This is a genomic window from Streptomyces sp. NPDC043685 (genome assembly GCF_056436585.1).
Genome location: NZ_JBWKCH010000003.1, coordinates 890,754 through 911,193, shown reverse-complemented (window position 1 = coordinate 911,193; position 20,440 = coordinate 890,754). Strand labels below are relative to the sequence as shown.

The following is a 20,440-nucleotide window of genomic DNA, read 5'->3' as shown; positions in this document are numbered from 1 at the left end:
GACATTTCCCTGCGGCCTGTGTGAATCGGACACCGGGTCCGGTTCCTCAGATCTGCCAGGACCGCAGCCGGTCCGCCGCGCCGTAGACGTCGGTGGTGCCGGTCAGGAGGTCACGGGCCAGGTCGACGAGGGCGCCGTAGGGCGGGTCGATGCCGACGCCGCTGACGAACATGTACGCCACGGCGGTCGCGCAGGCGAAGCGGGCGTTGGCCGAGGGCAGCGGCCGGAGCACCGTGATGGTGTGCAGCAGCGCGGCGGCCCGCCAGGCCGCGTCGGAGTTCACCCCGAGGCGCGGCGGGTCGACGCGGTGCCGGGCGACGGCCGCGACCAGCGCCGAGAAGTCGTTGACAGTGGGCTGGTCCGGCAGGACCTCCTCGTGACGCTGGAGCAGCCAGGGCACGTCGATATGGATCACGGGTGCCATGGGTCAGGCGGCCCGCCCCTCGCCCTTGGCGGGTGGTTCGTCGTCGGGGAACGCGGCGGCGAACTCGTCGGCGTGGGTGGCGAAGAACCGGCGGAAGGCCTCGGCGCCCTCCTGGAGGGCCCGGTGACGGGCTATGTCGGCCGCGGCCGCCTCCCGCACGAGGGCCTTCATGGACGTACCGCGCTCCTTGGCGATCTGCCGCAGGTCCTCAAGTTCGCGGTCGCTGAACTCCACGTTGAGAGCTGGCATGTCTTCACGGTACCGCTCGGGTACTGGCTCGTAAATATCCCCAGGTCAAGAGCGCCACCGGAAGGTACCAGCCGGGCGCTGGGCCTGAGATGTGGGTCACATTCAGCCGTGCGATGTCACATTTTCGGGTCCTGCCCGGCTCGCAGTGGTGAGCGCGTACCTGGGAGGGCCACGCATGACCGAGATCTCCGCACCCGGCACGGACGCCCCGCTCGACGCGGCGACCGGGGTGTTCGTCGACCATCGCGAGCTGCTGTTCGGCGTCGTCTACAACATCCTCGGCAGTGTCGCCGACACCGAGGACGTCCTCCAGGAGACATGGCTGTCCTGGACGGCGCGCGGCGGGGGCGCGCCCCTGGACGGCGTCGACAACCCGCGCGCCTATCTCGTCCGGGTGGCGGTCAACCACGCGCTGCGCCGCCGTGCCGTGATCAACCGCCGGCAGGAGACGTACGTAGGGCCGTGGCTGCCCGAGCCGCTGGTCGACGCGGAGGACACCGAGACCGCCGAGACCCCGGCCCTGCGTTCGGAGTCGGTGTCGCTGGCGATGCTGGTGGTCCTGGAGTCGCTGACACCGCTGGAACGGGCCGTGTTCGTACTGGGCGAGGTGTTCGGCTACCCGCACGCCGAGATCGCGGAGATCATCGACCGCTCCCCCGCCGCCGTACGGCAGTTGGCGCACCGGGCGCGGGAGCACGTGCACGCGCGGCGGCCGCGCTACGAGGCGCATCCGCGGGTGCGGCGGGAGGCGACCGAGCGGTTCGTGCGGGCGGCGCTCGGCGGGGACATCGCCGAGCTGATGGAGGTGCTCGCGCCGGACGTCACGGCGTGGACGGACGCCGGCGGCAAGCGCCGGCGGGCCGGCCTGCGCCCGGTGCACGGCCGCGACAAGGTGACCCGGCTGCTCACCGCCGGCCGGGGCGGCCCCGACCACCCCGTCTGGCGCTACCGGCGGGTCAACGGCGACGACGCGGCGGTGCTGTTCGACGGCGGCGCGCCGTTCGCCGTCCTGGTCCTCGACCTCACCCCGGAAGGCGACCGGGTGCGCGGCATCTACGTCGTGGCCAACCCCGACAAGCTGGCCCACCTGCCCGGGGCGGCGGCGTGAGCGCCGGGCGCGGTGAGCGGCTCGCCGACTGGTTCGACGGGCGGCTCGGCATCCACACGCTCGGCAGGAAGTACCTGCGCAAGGTGTTCCCCGATCACTGGTCGTTCCTGCTGGGCGAGATCTGCCTGTACAGCTTCGTGGTGCTGGTCCTCACCGGCGTGTATCTGACGCTGTTCTTCCACCCGTCGATGAACGAGGTCACGTACAACGGGAGTTACGTCCCGCTGAACGGTGTACGGATGTCGGCGGCGTACGCGTCCACGCTGGACATCAGCTTCGACGTGCGCGGCGGGCTGCTGATCCGGCAGCTGCACCACTGGGCGGCACTGGTCTTCGTCGCCGGGATGCTGACGCACATGATGCGGCACTTCTTCACGGGCTCGTTCCGCAAACCGCGCGAGATCAACTGGCTGTTCGGCTGGCTGCTGCTGTTTCTCGGCCTGTTCGAGGGGCTGTTCGGCTACTCGCTGCCGGACGACCTGCTCTCGGGCACCGGACTGAGGTTCGTGCACGGCGCGCTGCTGTCGGTGCCGGTCGTGGGGACGTACCTGGCGATGTTCCTGTTCGGCGGCGAGTTCCCCGGGGACGACATCGTGGCCCGCTTCTACGCGCTGCACGTGCTGCTGATCCCCGGCGTGATGGCGGCGCTGGTCGTGGCCCACCTGCTGCTCGTCGTCCATCACAAGCACACCCAGTTCGCGGGGCCCGGGCGCACCGAGCGCAATGTCGTGGGGACGCCCTTCATGCCGGTGTACCTGGCCAAGGCGGGCGGCTTCTTCTTCCTGGTGTTCGGGGTGCTCGCGCTGATCGCCGGGGTGGCGACGATCAACCCGGTGTGGTCGTACGGCCCGTACCGCGCCGACCAGGTCTCCACGGGCGCGCAGCCCGACTGGTATCTCGGCTTCGCGGAGGGCCTGGTGCGGATCATGCCGGGCTGGGAGGTCACGCTGTGGGGTCACACGCTGGTGCTGGGCGTGCTGATCCCGATCGTGGTGTTCCCGCTGCTGCTGGTCTTCATCGGCGTGTACCCGTTCCTGGAGGCCAGGTTCACCGGCGACCGGGACGAGCACCATCTGCTGGACCGGCCGCGCAACCGCCCGGTGCGCACGGCGATCGGGGCGGCCTGGATCAGCCTCTACCTGGTGCTGCTCGCGGGCGGTGGGAACGACATCGTCGCGACCCGCCTCCATCTGTCGATCAACACGGTGACATGGACGGTGCGGACCGGGATGTTCGTCGTGCCGGCGGTGGTCTTCGTCGTCACCCGGCGGATCTGTACCGGGTTGCAGCTGCGTGACAGGGAGCTCGTGGCGCACGGCAGGGCGACCGGCGTGATCAAGCGGCTGCCGCACGGCGAGTACGTCGAGGTGCACGAGCCGCTCGACCCGGCCCGGCTGCACACCCTGACCGCCCATGAACGGCCCGGGGAGCCGGTCGGCCACACACCGCGCCGGGCGGTGGCGGGCCCGGTCAGGAGTGGGCGCGGCAGAACTCCCGGACGGTCCGGTTGAACGGCTCCGGCGCCTCGACGTTGGTGAGGTGCCCGATGCCGGGCAGCACGACCAGCGTGGCCTGCGGGATCGCCGCGAGGAACTGGTGGGCGACCGGCTCCACGGGCGAGCGGGCGTCGAGCTCGCCCCACAGCAGGAGCGTCGGCACCTCGATCTTCGGCAGGAGCTCGCGCTGGTCGGCCTCGGCCATGACGGTGAGCTCGGCCCGCATGCTCCGGGCGCGGGTGTCGGCCGACATCACGGACAGCAGGCGGACGGCCTCGGGGGACGGCTGCCCGGCGAACAGGCCCGGCAGGGTCGGCGCGAACTCCTCGGGCGGAACGGCGAGCATCCGTTCCGCCCCCTCGACCCGGGACCGCACCTCCGCCGCGGGCAGCGAGCCCTTCCAGCCGGCGTAGGTGTCCACGAGGAGCAGGGTGCGGACGAGTCCGGGGTGGTGCCGGTAGAGCTCCAGCACGACGGTCCCGCCCCAGGACACGCCGAGGACATGCGCCGGGCCGAGGTCCGCGTCCTCGATGACGGCCGCCAGGCAGCGCGCGTAATCGGCCAGGGCGAAGCCGGGCGGGACGTCGCCGGAGCGCCCGGCGCCCGGTTCGTCCCAGGCGATCACGGTGAACTCGTCGGCCAGCTCCTCCAGCTGGGGGCGGAACAGGCGGGCGTCGGTGAGGGCGCCGTGCGCGAGCACGAGAGGCGGGCCCTGGCCCACCCGGTCGTAGGCGACCTCGATGCCGTCGACCCGCACCGCTGGCATGTCACCAGGCTACGCGCGGGTGCCGGGGGCGTCCTGTCGGCGGACTCCCCCGGCACGCGTCGCGGCCGTCCGGTCCCTACCCCTGGTCCGCCACGAAGGAGGCCATGCGGGTCAGGGCGGCGTTCCAGTTGATCGTGTGCTCGTTGGTCGACCAGGACTGGATGTCGTCGATGTAGCAGAACTGGCCGACGCAGCCCTGGAGTTTGCTCTGTGCGTAGGGGTCCTGGATCCCGGAGTTCGGCCCGCCCGCGAGGGTGCCCTTCGGCGGGTTGGGCTGAGCGGGGTCGAGTTGGTGGGCGTACCAGCGGCTGTGCTGGTTCTGGGCGCTGACCTCGCCGTAGCCGGTGACGTAGGAGATGTTCAGCGCGTTGCGGCCCAGGATGTAGTCCATGCTCTGGAGCGCGCCGTCCCGGTACTTCGAGGCGCCGGTGAGGTCGTACGCGGTGGCGAGGACGACGGCGTTGTTGAGGATCTGGTGGCTGGAGCCCCAGTCGTAGAGGTTGCCGTCGGGTGCGTACGGCATGCCGTAGGGGTGCGCCTTGAGGGTGGCCAGGTAGCGGTCGGCGCCCTTGACGACGGACTCGCGCACCTTGTCCCGGCCCGGCAGCCTGCTCGGCACCGTCGCGAGGTCGAGCCGGCCGGCCGCGCCGGTGCGGGCCCAGTCGAAACCGATCGGCTTGAAGAGGTCGGCGGTGTGGACCGGGGACTTCTGGATGTACTCCTCGAACCGCTTCTCCCCGGTGGACAGGTACAGCTCGGCCGCCGCCCAGTAGAAGTCGTCGGTGACGTCGCTGTCGGCGTAGGCGCCACCGCCGATGCCGTCGCTCTCGGAGGCGAAGCGGTCGGGGTGGGCGAGCGCCGCCGCCCAGGCCTTGCGCGCGGCTGCCAGTGCCTTGTCGGCGAAGGACTTGTCATAGGGGCGGTACAGACGGGCTGCCTGCGCGGCCGTGGCGGCCAGGTTCAGGGTGGCGGCGGTGGACGGCGGGTGCAGTTCGCGCTTTTGCGGGTCGTCGCTCGGCAGCAGCGGCAGGCCGGTCCACTGCTCGTCGTGCATCTTGTGGTGGGCCATGCCGGCCAGCGGCTTGCCGTCGGGCACCTGCATCCGCAGCAGGAACTCCAGTTCCCAGCGGGCCTCGTCGAGGATGTCGGGCACCTTGTTGCCGCTCTCCGGGATGGCGAGCGTGCCGTCCCCGAGCCGGTCCGCCTGCCCCGTGCGGGCGTGCCGGGCGCGTTCCCAGGTGCTCAGCAGTTCCCAGGTGGAGATGCCGCCGTTGACGACGTACTTGCCGTGGTCGCCGGCGTCGTACCAGCCGCCCCTGACGTCGAGGGTGTAGTCGCACACGCCCGGCTGGCAGGGTACGGCGGTGTCGCCCTGGTTGGGGGCCACGCCCAGGTGACCGGCCGGGCGGCCGTAGCCGGGCCGCAGGTCGTCACGGATCGCGAGGCCGCTGCGCTGGGTGTAGTAGTACTTCGCCGAGTCCAGCCGGAGCCGCTCGTAGGCGCCCGCGCCGATGTCGAACGGCCGGCTGGTCTCACCGTCGGCGACGAGCGTGAAGCCCGTGCCCTTCTTGCGGTAGGCGCCGAAGTCGATGCTGTGGACGTTCTGCCCGGAGGAGGCGTCGACGCCGCGTGGCACGGTGGTGCCCCGGGCGACGACCGTCCCGCCGGAGTTCTTCAGCTGCCAGGGCAGCTTCGTGGTGGCGTCGGTGACCAGGGTGGCGTTCTTCGGACCGGCCGGCAGGTAGGCGACCTGGTTGACGCGGACCCGGGGCCCGGTGTCCGGCTCGTACGGTTCGGGCGCCACACCGCCGAGCAGCGAGACGTCGTCCATGCAGAAGCGCCAGGCGTCCGCGCTGCCGCCGAGCTGGAAGCCCACCTGCCCCTGCGTGGTGTCGACGGGCGAGGTGAAGGTGTAGGAGTAGGTGTCGCCGGAGACACTGAGCTGCGGTGACACCTCGTGGTAGGTGTCGTACGGCGACACCGACAGGCCCACGATCGCCCGCACCACATGCCCTGCGGGTGTCCCGGTCGCGCTGAACGAGAAGCGGTACGACTCCCCCTTCACGAGGGTGATGTCGTTCTGTCCGACGGCGGCGTCCCAGCGGTTGGTGGTGCCGCCGGGGACGTCGGCGCAGAGCCGTCCCCCGGACAGCCCCGCGGTGACGTTGCTCGTCGTCCACCAGGGTTCGATCGCGGTGTCGAAGGTGCCGTTCTTGACCTGCTCGGTCTCCTCGGCCCCGGCCGGCGCTGAGGGCAGCGCGGTCAGCGCGGTCGCCAGCAGGGCCGTCAGGGACAGCAGGGCGGTTCTGCGTCGTTTCACGTCTGGGCTCCTCTGGGGAGGTGGGTGGCGCTCACCGTGGGAGCGCTCCCAGAAGCGGGCTGCACGCCATGGTTGTGGCTGATGTGACGCCGCGTCAATGATCCGGACGGGACTGGCTGTTCACCGCCCGTCCGGACCAGGACGCTCGGGGGCTCAGGCGGCCGGGGCGTCCAGCCGGCTGATGCGGATCGCGCCCCGGGGCTCGCCGGGGTGGCGGCTGGTGAGGGTGAGCCGGATCCGGGAGCCGCGGACGGCCTTGAAGGTGATCACCGTGGGGGCGTCGGAGGCGGTGACCCAGCCGATCTCGGTGTCGCGCACGGCCTGCCAGGTGCGGCCGTCCCACACCTCCACCTCGATCGCCGCGGGCAGGCTGTGCGTGGCGTCCACGGTGAAGGAGACGTCCACCCGGTCGTAGCCGCGCGTGCGACCGTGGTCCACCGAGACCCAGTCCTCGGCCCGCGCCCCCTCGAAGGCGGGCAGCAGGGCCGTGGCCTGCTTGAAGAAGCCGTTGGACCAGCCGGTGGCCGGGTCCGCGTCGAGCATGGCGGCGGGCAGGGTGTCCGGGCGTCCGGAGTAGCTCGCGTCCGCGTGCGGAAAGCCGGCGGGGGCCGGGTGCCCGGGCTCGAAGGTGGCCGGGGCCGTCTCGGCCCGGTCCCGCGCCCGGGTGGCCCGTACGGTCACGGTGCCCGTGCGCAGGCCGTCGGCGCGTGCGGTCACCTTCACGGTGCCCGCCCGGGTGCCGGACCGGACGATGGCGAGGGCCTTGCCGTGGAAGGCGGTCCGGGTGCTCGCCTGGTAGCGCTCGGCGCTCTCCTGGCGGCCGTTGTCCAGCCCCGCGATGGAGCCGCCCGCCACCTCGAAGGACAGCAGGTGCTCCGCGCCGGGCACCACCACACCGCGCCGGTCGACGATCTCGGCGGTCACGAAGACCAGGGAGCGGCCGTCCGCCGCGACGGACTCGCGGTCCGCGCTCAGGCGTACGGCGTGCGGGGCGCCCGCGGTGCGCAGCACGTCGGTGGCGACCACCTTGCCGTCGCGCCGGGCCACGGCCTTGAGCTCGCCCGGGGCGTAGGGCACCTTCCAGGTCAGGTGGAGCTTGCCCGCGCTGCCGTTCGGGCTGGTGTAACTGCCGGGGTAGGGGCCGTCGGTGAAGGTCTTGTCGTCGCCGGTCGCCTCGGTCGTCTCCAGGTAGGTGCGGCCGTCGACGGTCTTCTTGGTGTCGAACCGCCTGACCCCCAGGGACTTTCCGTTGAGGTAGAGCTCGACGGTGTCCACGTTCGCGTACGCCCACACCTCGACGGTGTCGCCCTCGGCGTGGTTCCAGGTCATCGGCAGCAGGTGGACCATGGGCTCGCTGATCCACTGGCTCCGGAACAAGTAGTACATGTCCTTCGGGAAGCCCGCTGTGTCGACCGCGCCGAAGAAGGAGGCCTTGACCGGGAAGACGTCGTACGGCGTGGGTTCGCCGATGTAGTCGATGCCGGACCAGAGGAACTGCCCCGCGAACCACTTGCGGTCCCGGTCCTTCTTGTGGCCGTACTCGCCGCTCATGGTCCAGGAGGCGAGGTTGTTGTCGTAGGAGGAGGTCGCGCGTCTGCCCGGGGTGTGGTTCTCGCCGGTGTTGAGGTGCTCGGGTTCCTGGTAGGCGCCGCGGGTGGAGGTCTCGGAGGAGGACTCGGACTCGAAGAGGAAGAGGTGCGGGTAGGCCGCGTGCAGCTGGTCCACCGACTGGGCGGTGTTGTAGTTCAGGCCGAGGCCGTCCAGTTTGGCCAGCATCAGGTCGGCGGCCGAGCCCTTGGCGGGCAGCCGGCGGTACTTGTCGGAGCCGATGACCAGCGGGCGGGTGTCGTCGGCGGCCCTGATCGCGCGGATGATCCGGTCGGCCATGGCGAGGCCGGCGGTGGAGGTGGAGTCGGGTACCTCGTTGCCGATGGACCAGCTCAGCACGGCGGGCGAGTTGCGGGCCGCCAGGACCATCTCGGTGGCGTCCTTCTCGCACCACTCGTCGAAGAACCGGCCGTAGTCGTAGCGGTTCTTTCCGGTGCGCCAGCAGTCGAAGGCCTCCACGAGCATGATGACGCCCAGCTCCTCACAGACCTGGATCACCTCGGGCGCGGGCGGGTTGTGGGAGGTGCGCAGGGCGTTGACGCCCATGGAGCGCATGATCTCCAGCTGGCGGCGGACGGCGTCGATGTTCACGGCGGCGCCGAGCGCGCCGAGGTCGTGGTGGAGGTCGACGCCCTTGATCTTGTGGTGGGTGCCGTTGAGGGAGAAACCCTCGTCCGGGTCGAAGCGGAAGGTGCGGAAGCCGAAGACGGTGCGGTAGGTGTCGACGGTCCGGCCGCCGACGCGCAGTTCGGTGTGCAGGGTGTAGCGGTGCGGGGTCTCGAAGTCCCACACCTCCGGTCGCCGGACGGTGAGTTCGTGGGTCTCGGTGTGCTCGGCGGCGACAGCGGCGGTGGAGGAGGCGCGGGCGACCGTCCGGCCCTCGCGGTCGACGATCCGGGAGACGACCTCGACGTCGGCGTCCTCGCCCGAGGCGTTGACGACGGAGGTGGCGACCCGTACGAGGCCCCGCCCGGCGGTGATCTCGGGCGTGGTGACCCGGGTGCCCCAGCGGGCCACGTGCACCGGCTCGGTGATCACCAGGCGGGCCTCGCGGTAGATGCCGCTGCCCGAGTACCAGCGGCTGCTGGGGAGCCGGTTCTGGACCTTGACGGCGATCACGTTCTCGGTGATGCCGTCGGTGTGGACCAGGTCGGTGAGGTCGAGGGCGAAACCGGTGTAGCCGTAGGGGTGGCGGCCGGCCTCCTTGCCGTTGCAGTGGACGACCGAGTCCATGTAGACGCCGTCGAACTCCACCGAGATCCGCTTGCCGGCGAGGGTGGGCGGCAGGGTGAAGGCCAGGCGGTACCAGCCGAGGCCGCCGGGCAGGAAGCCGGTGCCGCTGGTGGTGCCGTGCTCGGTGGTGGGGGTCTGCTCGATGCTCCAGTCGTGCGGCACGGCGATCTCGCGCCACCCGGAGTCGTCGTACCCGGGAAGATGGGCGTCGGCGTAGGCGCCGGTGGGGTCGGTGAGGCCGCCCGGGTTCACCAGCGCGAAGCGCCAGCCGTCGCGCAGGGCGACGGTGCGGCGGCCCGACGCGCCCCGCGGGTCCCCGGCGGCCCATGCCTCCGTGGTGCCGAGCAGCGCTCCGGCCGCGGGGGCGGCGGCGGAGGCGAGCAGGACCGATCTGCGCGTGACCGACATGGCGGCTCTCCCTCATGAGAACTCAGAAGTACTCACAACTCATCGCGAACAAACAGATTCTGTCGATGTGTCACACGGGGCCGTCAAGGGTGCGGGAGCATCCTTCTGTCCCGGGGGCCGCTGGGGCCGGATGCGCTCCCCGACCCGGCCCGGGAGGCCGTACGGGGGTTACCCGTCCACGCCGGCCGCCTACGGACTACGCTGGAACTCAACTGGCCTCCCTGTTCACTGTGAGTGTCCGTATGGAGTCGCGACGATGAGCCCGGACGAGGCGTTCGACGATGGCGTGGCCGCCCGTGCCGTCATCGCCGCCGACGGCACCCTCACCGGATGGAGCGAGGGCGCCCGCCGCCTCCTGGGCCACACGGCCGACGAGGTCGTCGGCCGCCCGGCCGCCGCGCTGCTGGCCGACGGCGCCGACCCGCCGCCCGTCCCGGCCGACTCCCGCTGGAGCGGCACCCTCACCCTGCGCCACCGCGACGGCCGTGCCGTGTCCGTGTGGGTGCTCGCGCACAGCAGACCGCCGGACGCAACACAGACGACGGACTGGCTCGCGGTGTCCCCGCCCGAGAGCACAGGCCAGGGCCTTCCGGACGACCCGCTGGTGCGGATGGCCCTGACCCAGTCGCCCTGCGCCACGATGATCTTCGACGAGCGGTTGCGGCTGCGCGGTGTCAACGAGGCCATGGCCGACCTCGTAGGGCTGCCCGCCGGGCGGCTGCTGGGCCTGCGGCCCACCGACATCGGCAGCCGGCCGCAGAACGCCGAGCTGGAGGACCATCTGCGCCGGGTGCTGAGCACCGGCCGCCGCCAGGACATGCAGACGCACATGAAGGCCAGCGGCGAGAGCCGGGGGCCGCATGCCTGGCTGGCCCGGCTGGCACCGCTCACCGACACCACCGGCCGGGTGCGGGGCGTGTGCGTGACCGCCCACGACTTCTCCGACCAGTACCGGTCACGGGAGCGGCTCCAGCTCGTCAACGAGGCGAGTGTGCGCATCGGCACCACCCTCGACGTCACCCGCACGGCCCAGGAGCTGGCGGACGTCTGCGTCCCGGCGCTCGCCGACTTCGTCAGCGTCGACCTGCTCGACCCTCAGGAGCACGGCGGCGAGTCCGCCGGGCCGCCGGCCCCGCCGGTCAGCCTGCGCCGGGCAGCCCACCGGTCGGTCAACGCCGGCAGTCCCGAGGCCGTCGCCAAGCCGGGGCAGGTGGACGTCTACCCCGAGAGCTCCCCGCAGGCCGCGTCGCTGGCCGCCGGGCACACGGTCGTGGCCTCGGGAGCCTCCGGCGACCTGGACCAGTGGCTGGCCTGGGACCCCGCCCGCTTCCGGCGCATCCGCGAGTACGGCATCCACTCCACGATGTCAGTGCCGCTCCAGGCCCGGGGCACCACCCTCGGCGTCGCCGTCTTCACCCGCTTCAGGCAGCCCGAGGGCTTCACCGACGACGACGTGCTGCTGGCCGAGGAGGTCACGGCCCGGGCCGCCGTCTGCATCGACAACGCGCGCCGCTACTCCCGCGAGCGCGAGACGACCCTCACGCTCCAGCGCAGCCTGCTGCCGCGCACACTGCCCCGTACGGCGGCGGTGGAGGCGGCCTCCCGCTATCTGCCGGCCACCCGCTCGGGCGTGGGCGGCGACTGGTTCGACGTGATCCCGCTGTCCGGGATGCGGGTCGCCATGGTCGTCGGGGACGTCGTCGGCCACGGCATCCAGGCCTCGGCGACCATGGGCCGGCTGCGCACCGCCGTGCGCACCCTCGCCGACATCGACCTGGCCCCCGACGAACTGCTCACCCACCTCGACGACCTCGTCGTGCGGCTGTCCCAGGAGTCCGGCGGCGGCGACGCCGGCACCGGAGAGGTGGGCGCCACCTGCCTGTACGCGGTGTACGACCCGGTGTCGCGGCGCTGCACCCTGGCCCGGGCCGGGCACCCGTTGCCCCTGCTGGTGCCGCCGGACGGACCGGCACGCCGGCTCGACCTGCCCTCGGGTCCCCCGCTGGGCGTCGGCGGCCTGCCGTTCGAGTGTGCCGAGGTGGAGCTGCGGGAGGGCAGCGTCCTGGCGTTCCATACGGACGGGCTGCTCGTCAGCCGCGAGCGGGACGTCGACGCGGGCACCCGGATACTCCGTGAGGCCCTGTCGGCGCCCTCCGACTCCCTCGACGAGACCTGCGACCGCGTGCTGCAGACCCTGCTGCCGCCGGGCGGCTCCACCGACGACGTGGCCCTGCTGCTGGCCCGTACCCGTGGCCTGCCGTCCGCCCAGGTGGCGACCTGGGACATCCCCGCCGACCCGGCGCTGGTGGCCCCCATCCGCAAGCAGGTCGTCGACCAGCTCGAACGGTGGGGGCTGCTGGACGCCACGTTCACCGCGGAGCTGGTGGTCAGCGAGCTGGTCACCAACGCCATCCGCTACGGCGCCCCGCCCATCCGGCTCCGGCTGATCCATGACGAGGCCACGCTGATCTGCGAGGTGTCCGACACCAACCACACGGCGCCGCACCTGCGCCGGGCCAAGACCTGGGACGAGGGCGGCCGCGGTCTGCTCCTGGTCGCCCAGCTCACCCAGCGGTGGGGCAGCAGGCACACCGCCGAGGGCAAGACGATCTGGGCGGAGCTGGCCCTGCTCGACGACGAGATCTGAGGCCGGACGGCACCCGGCACGGGTGAAGGGCCCCGGCCGGTGGCGGGGGCCCTCACCGGTCTCTTACCGATGCCTGGTTACATGGGCGGGCACCACCTGACCGCGCCCCGGAGGACCCCGCCCTGAACGCCCCGCTCGCCGAAGTCCTGTCCGTGGCGCTGCTGGCCGCCGTCCTCATCTGGGCCGTCGCCCGCCCGAAGGGGCTGCCCGAGGCCGTACTGGCGGTGCCTGCCGCCGGGCTCGCCGTCGCCCTGGGAGTGATCTCCCCGGACCACGCCTGGGAGGAGGTCCAGCGGCTGGGGCCCGTGGTCGGCTTCCTCGCGGCCGTGCTGGTGCTCGCGCACTTCTGCGACGTCGAGGGACTGTTCACGGCGTGCGGGGCGTGGATGGCCCGCTGGGCGGCGGGGCGCCCCACACGGCTGCTGACCGCGGTGTTCGCGCTGGCGTCCGTCATCACGGCCGTGCTCAGCCTGGACGCCACGGTCGTCCTGCTGACACCGGTGGTGCTCGCCACGGCGACCCGCATGGGCGTGCGGGCCCGGCCGCACCTGTACGCCTGCGCCCATCTGTCGAACACGGCCTCGCTGCTGCTGCCGGTCTCCAACCTGACCAACCTGCTGGCCTTCACGGCGAGCGGCCTGAGCTTCACCCGGTTCGCGGTGCTCATGACCCTGCCCTGGCTGGTCGCGATCGCCGCCGAGTACCTGATCTTCCGTCGCTTCTTCGACGAGGAACTCACCGCGCCGCTCCCCTCCCCCGACGAGGCGGCGCGTCCCGAGCCGCTCCCGCTGTTCGCCCTCGTCACGGTCGGCTGCACGCTCGCCGGGTTCGTGGTGGCGTCGGCCGTGGGCATCGCGCCCGCGTGGGCCGCGCTGGCCGGTGCCCTGGTGCTGGCCGGGCGGGCGCTGCTGCGGCGCCGGGCCACCCCGCTGACGGTGGTGCGCTCGGCGAGCCCGGCGTTCCTGGCGTTCGTGCTCGCGCTCGGTGTCGTGGTGCGCGCGGTCGTCGACCACGGGCTCGCCGACGCGCTCCGGCGTGTGCTGCCCGGTGGGTCGGGTCTGCTCGCGCTCCTGGGCGTGGCCGCGCTGGCCGCGGTCCTGGCGAACCTCATCAACAACCTGCCCGCGGTGCTGGTGCTGCTGCCCCTGACCGCCGGGTCCGGGCCCGGCGCCGTGCTGGCGGTGCTGCTCGGTGTGAACATCGGCCCGAACCTGACCTACGCCGGATCGCTGGCGACCCTGCTGTGGCGGCGGATCGTGCAGCAGCACGGGCAGCGGGTGGGGCTCGGGGAGTTCACACGGCTGGGGCTGCTCGCCGTACCGGGCGCACTGGTTCCGGCCGTGGTGGCGCTGTGGCTGTCCCTGACCGTCGTCGGGGCGTGAGCGCGGGGGCCGCACGCCGGCGCCGAGCGCGCGCGGGGTCAGCGGCGCCCTCCGTAGCCGTATCCGCCGTACCCGTACCCGCCGCCGTACCCGTGTCCGGGGTAGCCGTCGCCCGGGCTGCCGTACCGGCTGTCGCTGTCGCAGTAGTACCCGTAGCGTTCGCAGGCCGGGGCGGTGGCGGCCGGGCTGCTCGGCGCCGGTTGCGGTGACGCGGAGGTCGGGGACGGGGTCGGGGACGGCTCGGGTGTCTTCGACGGGGTCGGAGCGGGGGGCGGCGTGGGCGTGGGACGCGGTGCCGGGGCGGCGGCGTTCCAGTTGACGGACTTCAGCTGGAGGTCGGCCCTGGATGTGTCGATCACCCAGCGCTGGGCCTCGTCGTCCGTCCGGTTCTTCAGGACCAGGGCTCCCGATCCGTCGGTCGCGGCGGGGGCCAGGGCCAGGTCCTGGTCCGAGCGGGGCACCAGGGCGCCCTGGAGGGTGAAGTCGTAGCGGATGTTCTCGAGCTCGGGCCGGGACGGGCCCGCGCAGGGGGCCAGCCGCACCGAGTAGCCGAGCCCGGAGTCCAGGCACAGGTCGGGGGCGGCGCCGTTGCGCAGCAGCCCGTCGGTCTCGTACGTCCACTGCTGGGCGGACTCCGCCGAGCAGGCCGTGAGCTCGGCCTCCCCGCCCTCTACCGCCTTCTTGCCGTCGATGCCGACGCACAGATCCGAGGCGACGTTGTGCAGCCGGCCGCGCAGGGCGCCCTTCTCGGCGTCGCCCGCGTCGGCCCACGACGGGTCGGTGGCCGACGCGCCGGCGTCGGAGTCGGGGGCGCCCTCGGAGGGACGGTCCTGCCCGGCCGGGGCTCCGTCGCCCGAGTTGCCGGTGGACCACAGGACGAGGGGCAGGACGACGAGACCGCTGACGGTCAGGATGCCGACGGTGAGGTTGCGTCGCCGGTTGGCACGGCGGGCCGCCTTGTGGGCGGTCCTCCGTGCGGCGGTCCGCGGGCCGACGGGTCGCGACCCCGGGGGCGCGGTGGCGGGCGGTGCGGGCCACCCGGGTGCGGCCGGCGCGGGAGACCGCGCGGCGGTCCCGGCCGTGTTCACGCCCTCCGCCGGAGCGGGGCGCGGTGGCACGCCCGCCGGACCCCCGGGATCCGTGAACGACTCACCGACGGCACCGGCGAGGGCGACCGGGTCCGGGAAGGCCTCATGCCCCGTGCCGGCAGGGCCGGGGAAGCCTCCGTGAGCCGCCGTGCCGGCAGGGTCACGCACCGCGCGATCGGCACCCGGGCCCATCGCATGGAGCACACCAGCCGCGTCCGGGTACAGGCCTTGCGGCCCTCCGGAAGGCTTCTGGAAGGCCTCCCCGGCCACATCGGCCGCGTCCGGGACCGCCCCGTGCGCCCTCCCGGAGGGGTCCGGGAAGACCTGGCCGCCCCCACCACCCGTGCCGGGGGCCACTCCACTCGCCCTCCCGGACGAGCCCGGGAACACCTCGCGGGCCCCACCCACCGGTTTACGAGACCCTCTACGACCCCTCCCGGAAGGACCCGGGGAGACCTCGCCGGCCCCGCCCGCCGGTTTGCGAGCCCCTCTACGACCCCTCCCGGAAGGCCCTGGAGAGACCCCATCGGCCCCACCACCCGCACCGGGGACCATCCCGGAAGGGCCCGGGAACACCTCGCCGGTCTCACCCGCCGGTTTACGAGACCCTCTACGACCCCTCCCGGAAGGGTCCGGAAGGACCTCGCCTGCCCCGTCCGCCGGTTTGCGGGACGCTCGGCGTGCCCTCCGGGTGGGGCCCTGGGAGGGCTCGGGCGCCGGGTCGGGAGAGACCTCGCGCGCCCCGCCCAGCAGGTCCGGGAACGCCCCGCCCGCCACACCGGAAGGGTCCGCAGACAGACCGTGCGCCGCACCCGTGCCGGTGGAAGGGTCCTGGAACACCTCGTCCGCCGCACCCGCCGGGTAGCGGGACGCCCCGCGCGCCCTTCCCGTCCGGGGCGGAATGATCTCGTGCGCCACCACCGGCGGGTCCGGGAAGACCTCGCGCGCCAGACTCATCGGGTCGGGGAAGAGCTCTCGCGCCGCACCGGCCGGCATGCTCGCGGGGGCCGCACCGGCCGCCTTCCCGGGCCGTCCGCGCTCCGCGCCGCGGCCGCCCTCGGCGCTCTCCCCCGCCTCGCTCGCCCGGCTCTCCGCGTAGCTCCGGCCGCCCCAGCCCAGTACCGCCTCCGACAGGGCGGCACCGAGGGCGTGGTTGAACTGGTCGAGCTGGTCCGCGGTGGCGCTGCAGTGCCCGCAGCCCTCGATGTGGGCGCGCAGGTCGGGGTCGATGGCGGCGCCCCCGCGCCGGTAGGTCACGTCGAGCAGCCGCAGATAGCGCCGGCACTCCTCGTCGGGGGCGAGTTCACGGTGCAGCTGGAGGCACTCCTCGCGCAGCCGGTCCCGGGCCCGGCCCAGTTCGACGCGGGCTCCCTCCTCGTCCAGGCCGAGCAACCCGGCCGGGGAGGAGAGGCGTTCGGCCTCGACCTCGACATGCCACAGCAGGCAGCGGGCGGACTGGGGCAGCCGCTGGTACGCCCCGGACAGCAGACGCCGGTGCGGCGAGGGCAGCAGCAGGGCGGCGGGCCGCTCGGTCCCGGACAGCAGCTCCGGGTGGAGCGTGTCGCACCTGTGGTCACCGGCCCACTCGGCCGCGATGCGCCGCACGGTGACGAGCAGTTGGGGCCGCCAGGCGGAGGTCGGGCCGTTCTGACGGAGGGTCTCGCCGAAGAGCCGGGTGAACGCGGCCGTGGTGAGCATGCCCGCGGCGCGGGGGCCGTCGGTGCACAGGCGGGCGTAGGCGAAGGCCGCCTCCCAGTGCCGGTCCAGCAGCTCGCCGACGGGATGGAGCGCGGGCGTCGCCCCGGTCCACTTCCTGAGCTCCGCGCTCAGTTGCTCGTCCGTCGCGCCGAACCCGCGGGCCGAGGCCGGAGAATTCGACGGGCCTGCGTCTTTCACGGCTGCATTCCTCTCAAGGACATGCGGAATAAAGTCCGTACCAAGGGGTATGCCGGCCCGGCGGCCTCGCGCATACGAAGAAAGGCGTGGTGTGGACACGCCGACAGCACACCTTTGCACAGCTCAGGGACAGGGAACAAGTGATCGCACAGTTTCGCGCATTGCCTGCGCGGGCGCAGCCTTTTGACAAAATGTCAATCAACGGAGCGATAGGCATTTCCGTGCCGTCTGCCCCCTTTTAGCGGCTCGCATTTCCCCGCCCGGAGTGGCCACCCGGAAACCATTGGATCACCGCCTGCCCAGCAGCTCACGCGGTTGCCGCCCTTTCCGCGCCGGTCTTTCGGGGACGCCCGGGAAACCAATGGCGGTGGTCAGCCGGGCAGGCCGGCGTGGGTCGTGCGGTACGCCCCGGGCGGGGTGCCGTAGCGCGCCCGAAAGGCACGGTTGAAGTGGAAGGGGCTGACGAAGCCCGAGGCCGCGCCCACCCGTTCGACGGGCAGGTCGGTGTTCTCCAGCAGCCGGGCGGCATGGCGCAGCCGCGCCTCGCGCAGGGCGCGCATGGGCGACTGGCCGAGCTGCCGGCTGAACAGATGGGCGAAGCGGGAGGGTGACAGCGCGACCGCCTCGGCGAGGGAGCGGACGGTGTGCGGGGCGCCCGGATCGGCGTCGATCAGGTCCCGGGCGCGGCGGATCCGCGGGTCCAGCCCCGGCCGGGGCGCCGTCGGCCGGGCGGCGGCGGTGGTGAGCAGGACGATCTCCTCCAGCGCGCACAGGGCCAGTTCACGGGCCGCGCTGCCGTGCGCCACGGCGACCTGCCCGTCCTCGGACGCCCCGTCGGGCGGCGCCCCGGAGCCGGTCCAGCGGGCGTCGGCCTGCATCCGCCGGAACGCCGCACCGACGCGGTCGTGCACCCCGGCCGGTGCGGAGGTGACCACGTACATCCCGTCGCCGGCCTCGTACGGCCGCAGCCACGCGCCCCAGGACGGGCGGGCCTGGCAGTGCACCCACCAGAACCGCCAGTGCCGGGCCCCGGCCTCGACCTCGTAGCCGTGCCGAACGCCGGGGGCGAGTACGACGAGGTCCCCCGCACCGGCCGAGGCCCGCGCCCCGCCCTGCCACAGCCGTCCCCGGCCCGCCGTGGTCCAGGTGAAGAGCCAGCTCGCGGATCCGCGCGGTCGGCTGACGCCGTAGCCGGGCGGCTGGTCGAAGTGGCCGAGCACGACCAGCCCGGGCGGCGGAGCGGGGACGCCGGGGTCATCGTTGTCCGACCGGTCAGCAGGGACGGGCAATCCGTCAGCACGCACGGGCATCCTCCTCGACGGCCCGCAGGCCTAGCGTTTCGCACCGAGGACACCTGACCGAGGAGTGCGTTCATGACAGTCACGGGCAAGGGCGCCACCGGCGCTTCCATCCTGGACCCGGCCGGGCTCGGGCGGTACCGGGAGGCTTTCGAGGAGGACGGTTTCACGGTGGTGCGCGGGCTCTTCGGGGCCGACGAGATCGACCGGCTGTGCGACTCGTTCGCGGAGCTGCGTGCGGCCGGCCCGGTGCCGGGGCACTTCGAGCCGCGCGCGGCGGACACGCCGGGCGCCGATCCGCTGCACGTGTGGCCCCGGGTGATGCATCCGCACGAGATCGACGACGTCGCGCGGGAGGTGCTGCTGGACGCCCGGCTGCGGACGGTGCTCGAGGTGCTGCTCGGTGAGGAGGTGCTCGCCGCGCAGAGCATGTTCTACTTCAAGCCGCCGGGCGCGCGGGGACAGGCGCTGCACCAGGACAACTTCTACCTGCGGGTGGAGCCGGGGACCTGTGTGGCGGCGTGGGTGGCCTGCGATGTGATCGACCGGGAGAACGGCGGGCTGGAGGTCGTGCCGGGCACGCACCTCATGGACCTGTTCTGCCCGGAGCTCGCCGACCCGGAGGTGTCGTTCGCGCGGGAGTACGTCCCGCCGCCGGCCGGCCTGGCGCCGGTGCCGGTGGACATGGCTCCGGGGGACGTTTTGTTCTTCAACGGGAGCCTGGTGCACGGGTCGCGGCCCAACCGGTCGGCACAGCGGTTCCGGCGGTCGTTCATCGGGCACTACGTGGGACGGTCGGCCGAGCGGATCGGGCGGTTCTACCGGACTCTGGCGATGAGCGGGGCGAGGGTGGAGCTGGCGGAGAGCGAGGGGGCGGGCCCCTGCGGAACGGAGTTCGCAGCGCAGGGGCCGCACTGACCTTTGGGGCGTGGGTTCAGTGCCCGGCGACGGGGTGGGGGCTGTAGGGCAGCTGGAGCTCCTCCAGCTCCTTGTCGCTCAACCGGAGCTCCACGGCGGCCACCGCGTCCTCCAGGTGCCCGGGCTTGGACGCCCCGACGATCGGGGACGTCACCGTGGGCTGGTGGAGGAGCCAGGCCAGGGCGACCTGCGCGCGGGGGACGCCCCGCTCCCGGGCGATGCGGGTGACCGCCTCGACGATGGTGCGGTCGCCCTCCTGGTACAGGCTGCCGCCGAAGGCGTCGGTGGCGCTGCGCTCGGTGGTGGTGTCCCAGTCCCGGGTGAGGCGGCCACGGGCCAGCGGGCTCCACGGCAGGACGGCCACGCCCTGGTCGGCGCACAGGGGGAGCATCTCCCGCTCCTCCTCGCGGTAGATCAGGTTGTAGTGGTTCTGCATGGAGACGAAGCGCGTCCAGCCGTTGAGCCGCGCGGTGTACTGGGCCTTGGAGAACTGCCAGGCGTACATCGAACTCGCCCCGATGTAGCGGACCTTGCCCGCCTTGACGACGTCGTGCAGCGCCTCCATCGTCTCCTCGACCGGGGTGTGCGGGTCGAAGCGGTGGATCTGGTAGAGGTCGACGTAGTCGGTGCCGAGGCGGCCGAGACTGCGGTCGAGCTCGGACAGGATCGCCTTGCGGGACAGTCCGCCGCCGTTCGGCCCGGGCCGCATCCGGCCGTGCACCTTGGTCGCGAGGACGATCTCGTCGCGGCGGGCGAAGTCGCGCAGGGCCCGGCCGACGATCTCCTCACTGGTGCCGTCGGAGTAGACGTTCGCGGTGTCGAAGAAGTTGATCCCCGCTTCCACCGCCTGCCGGATCAGCGGGCGCGAGGCCTCCTCGTCGAGGGTCCACTCGTGCGTGCCGCGGTCCGGAAGGCCGTAGGTCATGCACCCCAGACAGATCCGCGACACGTCCAGGCCCGTCGAACCGAGCTTCACGTACTGCATCGTTGCTGCTCCTGCCTTCGGGAGGGTTTGTCTCGGGAGCGTACGTGTCCGCGGTGGACGGCCGGGGCCGGCCAGGTCGGGACAGGGCGGGGCGCGCGGCCTGTTCGGTCACCGGGGAACCCCGGCGAGTGCCCGGGGGTCACCGGACGGGGAGGGTGTCCGCCCGTTCCGTCTCCGGGCGGGAGCCGTGGATGCGGCGCTCGTTCTCCTCGATCGGGACGTCGTTGATGCTCGCCTCGCGGCGGGTCATCAGGCCGTGCTCGTCGAACTCCCACAGTTCGTTGCCGTAGGAGCGCCACCACTGCCCGTCGGTGTCGCGGCACTCGTACTGGAAGCGGACGGCGATGCGGTTGCCGTCGAAGGCCCACAGGTCCTTGCGCAGGGCGTACTCCTGCTCGCGCTCCCACTTGCGGGTCAGGAACGCCACGATCCCGGCGCGGCCGGTGACGAAGGTGTCGCGGTTGCGCCAGACGGAGTCCGGCGAGTAGGCGAGGGAGACCTTGTGTGGGTCGCGGGTGTTCCAGGCGTCCTCGGCGGCCTGCACCTTCCGCGCGGCACTCTCGCGGGTGAAGGGCGGCAGCGGCGGGCGGTCGGTCATGAATCCTCCCCGGGAG

At 72.8% G+C, this 20,440-nt stretch carries 14 protein-coding genes; 5 read left to right on the top strand and 9 right to left on the bottom strand.

Annotated features, from left to right (window positions below; translation table 11 throughout):
* Nucleotides 1-46: 46 nt before the first annotated feature.
* Together AC0665_RS13205 and AC0665_RS13200 are read right to left on the bottom strand one after the other, a co-directional pair.
* Nucleotides 47-424, bottom strand: coding sequence for a toxin Doc (locus AC0665_RS13205; RefSeq protein WP_363116448.1), 378 nt, complete (start codon nt 422-424; stop codon nt 47-49).
* Nucleotides 425-427: 3 nt separating this feature from the next.
* Complete coding sequence (locus AC0665_RS13200) at nt 428-673, bottom strand: hypothetical protein (protein ID WP_030845137.1); 246 nt, start codon at nt 671-673, stop codon at nt 428-430.
* 175 nt (nt 674-848) lie between these two features.
* On the opposite strand from AC0665_RS13200, the gene AC0665_RS13195 reads away from it, so the two are divergent.
* Together AC0665_RS13195 and qcrB are read left to right on the top strand one after the other, a co-directional pair.
* Nucleotides 849-1,781 carry a sigma-70 family RNA polymerase sigma factor gene (locus AC0665_RS13195; protein ID WP_478605470.1) on the top strand — a complete coding sequence of 311 codons (933 nt, stop codon included), beginning with the start codon at nt 849-851 and terminating at the stop codon, nt 1,779-1,781.
* Nucleotides 1,778-3,292 (top strand): cytochrome bc1 complex cytochrome b subunit, encoded by a 1,515-nt coding sequence (gene qcrB / locus AC0665_RS13190; protein WP_478705011.1) that lies wholly within the window; start codon nt 1,778-1,780, stop codon nt 3,290-3,292. Before AC0665_RS13195 ends, qcrB begins: the two co-directional genes overlap by 4 nt.
* On the opposite strand, the gene AC0665_RS13185 is transcribed toward qcrB, so the two are convergent.
* The 3 genes from AC0665_RS13185 to AC0665_RS13175 all read right to left on the bottom strand — a co-directional run bounded on the left by AC0665_RS13185 (nt 3,252) and on the right by AC0665_RS13175 (nt 9,612).
* A complete protein-coding gene (locus AC0665_RS13185; RefSeq protein WP_468404684.1) occupies nt 3,252-4,043 on the bottom strand; it encodes an alpha/beta fold hydrolase in 792 nt (263 codons plus the stop codon). The two genes, qcrB and AC0665_RS13185, sit on opposite strands and share 41 nt — an antisense overlap.
* A 76-nt stretch (nt 4,044-4,119) precedes the next feature.
* A complete protein-coding gene (locus tag AC0665_RS13180; protein ID WP_478705010.1) occupies nt 4,120-6,363 on the bottom strand; it encodes a glycoside hydrolase family 9 protein in 2,244 nt (747 codons plus the stop codon).
* A 153-nt stretch (nt 6,364-6,516) separates the two neighbouring features.
* The gene (locus tag AC0665_RS13175) at nt 6,517-9,612 is read right to left on the bottom strand and encodes a glycoside hydrolase family 2 TIM barrel-domain containing protein (RefSeq protein WP_478705009.1); all 3,096 of its coding nucleotides are present in this window, start codon (nt 9,610-9,612) and stop codon (nt 6,517-6,519) included.
* Between the two features lie 256 nt (nt 9,613-9,868).
* Between AC0665_RS13175 and AC0665_RS13170 the strand changes: the two genes are divergently transcribed.
* Together AC0665_RS13170 and AC0665_RS13165 are read left to right on the top strand one after the other, a co-directional pair.
* Nucleotides 9,869-12,259 carry a SpoIIE family protein phosphatase gene (locus AC0665_RS13170; protein ID WP_478705008.1) on the top strand — a complete coding sequence of 797 codons (2,391 nt, stop codon included), beginning with the start codon at nt 9,869-9,871 and terminating at the stop codon, nt 12,257-12,259.
* 122 nt (nt 12,260-12,381) lie between these two features.
* Nucleotides 12,382-13,641, top strand: coding sequence for an SLC13 family permease (locus AC0665_RS13165; protein WP_468404877.1), 1,260 nt, complete (start codon nt 12,382-12,384; stop codon nt 13,639-13,641).
* Nucleotides 13,642-13,679: 38 nt separating this feature from the next.
* Here AC0665_RS13165 and AC0665_RS13160 read toward each other — a convergent pair whose 3' ends face one another.
* The gene (locus AC0665_RS13160) at nt 13,680-16,625 is read right to left on the bottom strand and encodes an RICIN domain-containing protein (protein WP_478705007.1); all 2,946 of its coding nucleotides are present in this window, start codon (nt 16,623-16,625) and stop codon (nt 13,680-13,682) included.
* 371 nt (nt 16,626-16,996) lie between these two features.
* A complete protein-coding gene (locus AC0665_RS13155) occupies nt 16,997-17,935 on the bottom strand; it encodes a helix-turn-helix domain-containing protein (protein WP_478705006.1) in 939 nt (312 codons plus the stop codon).
* A gap of 63 nt (nt 17,936-17,998) precedes the next feature.
* On the opposite strand from AC0665_RS13155, the gene AC0665_RS13150 reads away from it, so the two are divergent.
* Nucleotides 17,999-18,841 (top strand): phytanoyl-CoA dioxygenase family protein, encoded by an 843-nt coding sequence (locus AC0665_RS13150; RefSeq protein WP_468404672.1) that lies wholly within the window; start codon nt 17,999-18,001, stop codon nt 18,839-18,841.
* A 16-nt stretch (nt 18,842-18,857) separates the two neighbouring features.
* Here AC0665_RS13150 and AC0665_RS13145 read toward each other — a convergent pair whose 3' ends face one another.
* Together AC0665_RS13145 and AC0665_RS13140 are read right to left on the bottom strand one after the other, a co-directional pair.
* Nucleotides 18,858-19,826, bottom strand: a complete 969-nt coding sequence (locus tag AC0665_RS13145; RefSeq protein ID WP_468633010.1) for an aldo/keto reductase — start codon at nt 19,824-19,826, stop codon at nt 18,858-18,860.
* Between the two features lie 139 nt (nt 19,827-19,965).
* Nucleotides 19,966-20,424, bottom strand: a complete 459-nt coding sequence (locus tag AC0665_RS13140) for a nuclear transport factor 2 family protein (RefSeq protein ID WP_468404668.1) — start codon at nt 20,422-20,424, stop codon at nt 19,966-19,968.
* Between the last annotated feature and the right edge of the window lie 16 nt (nt 20,425-20,440).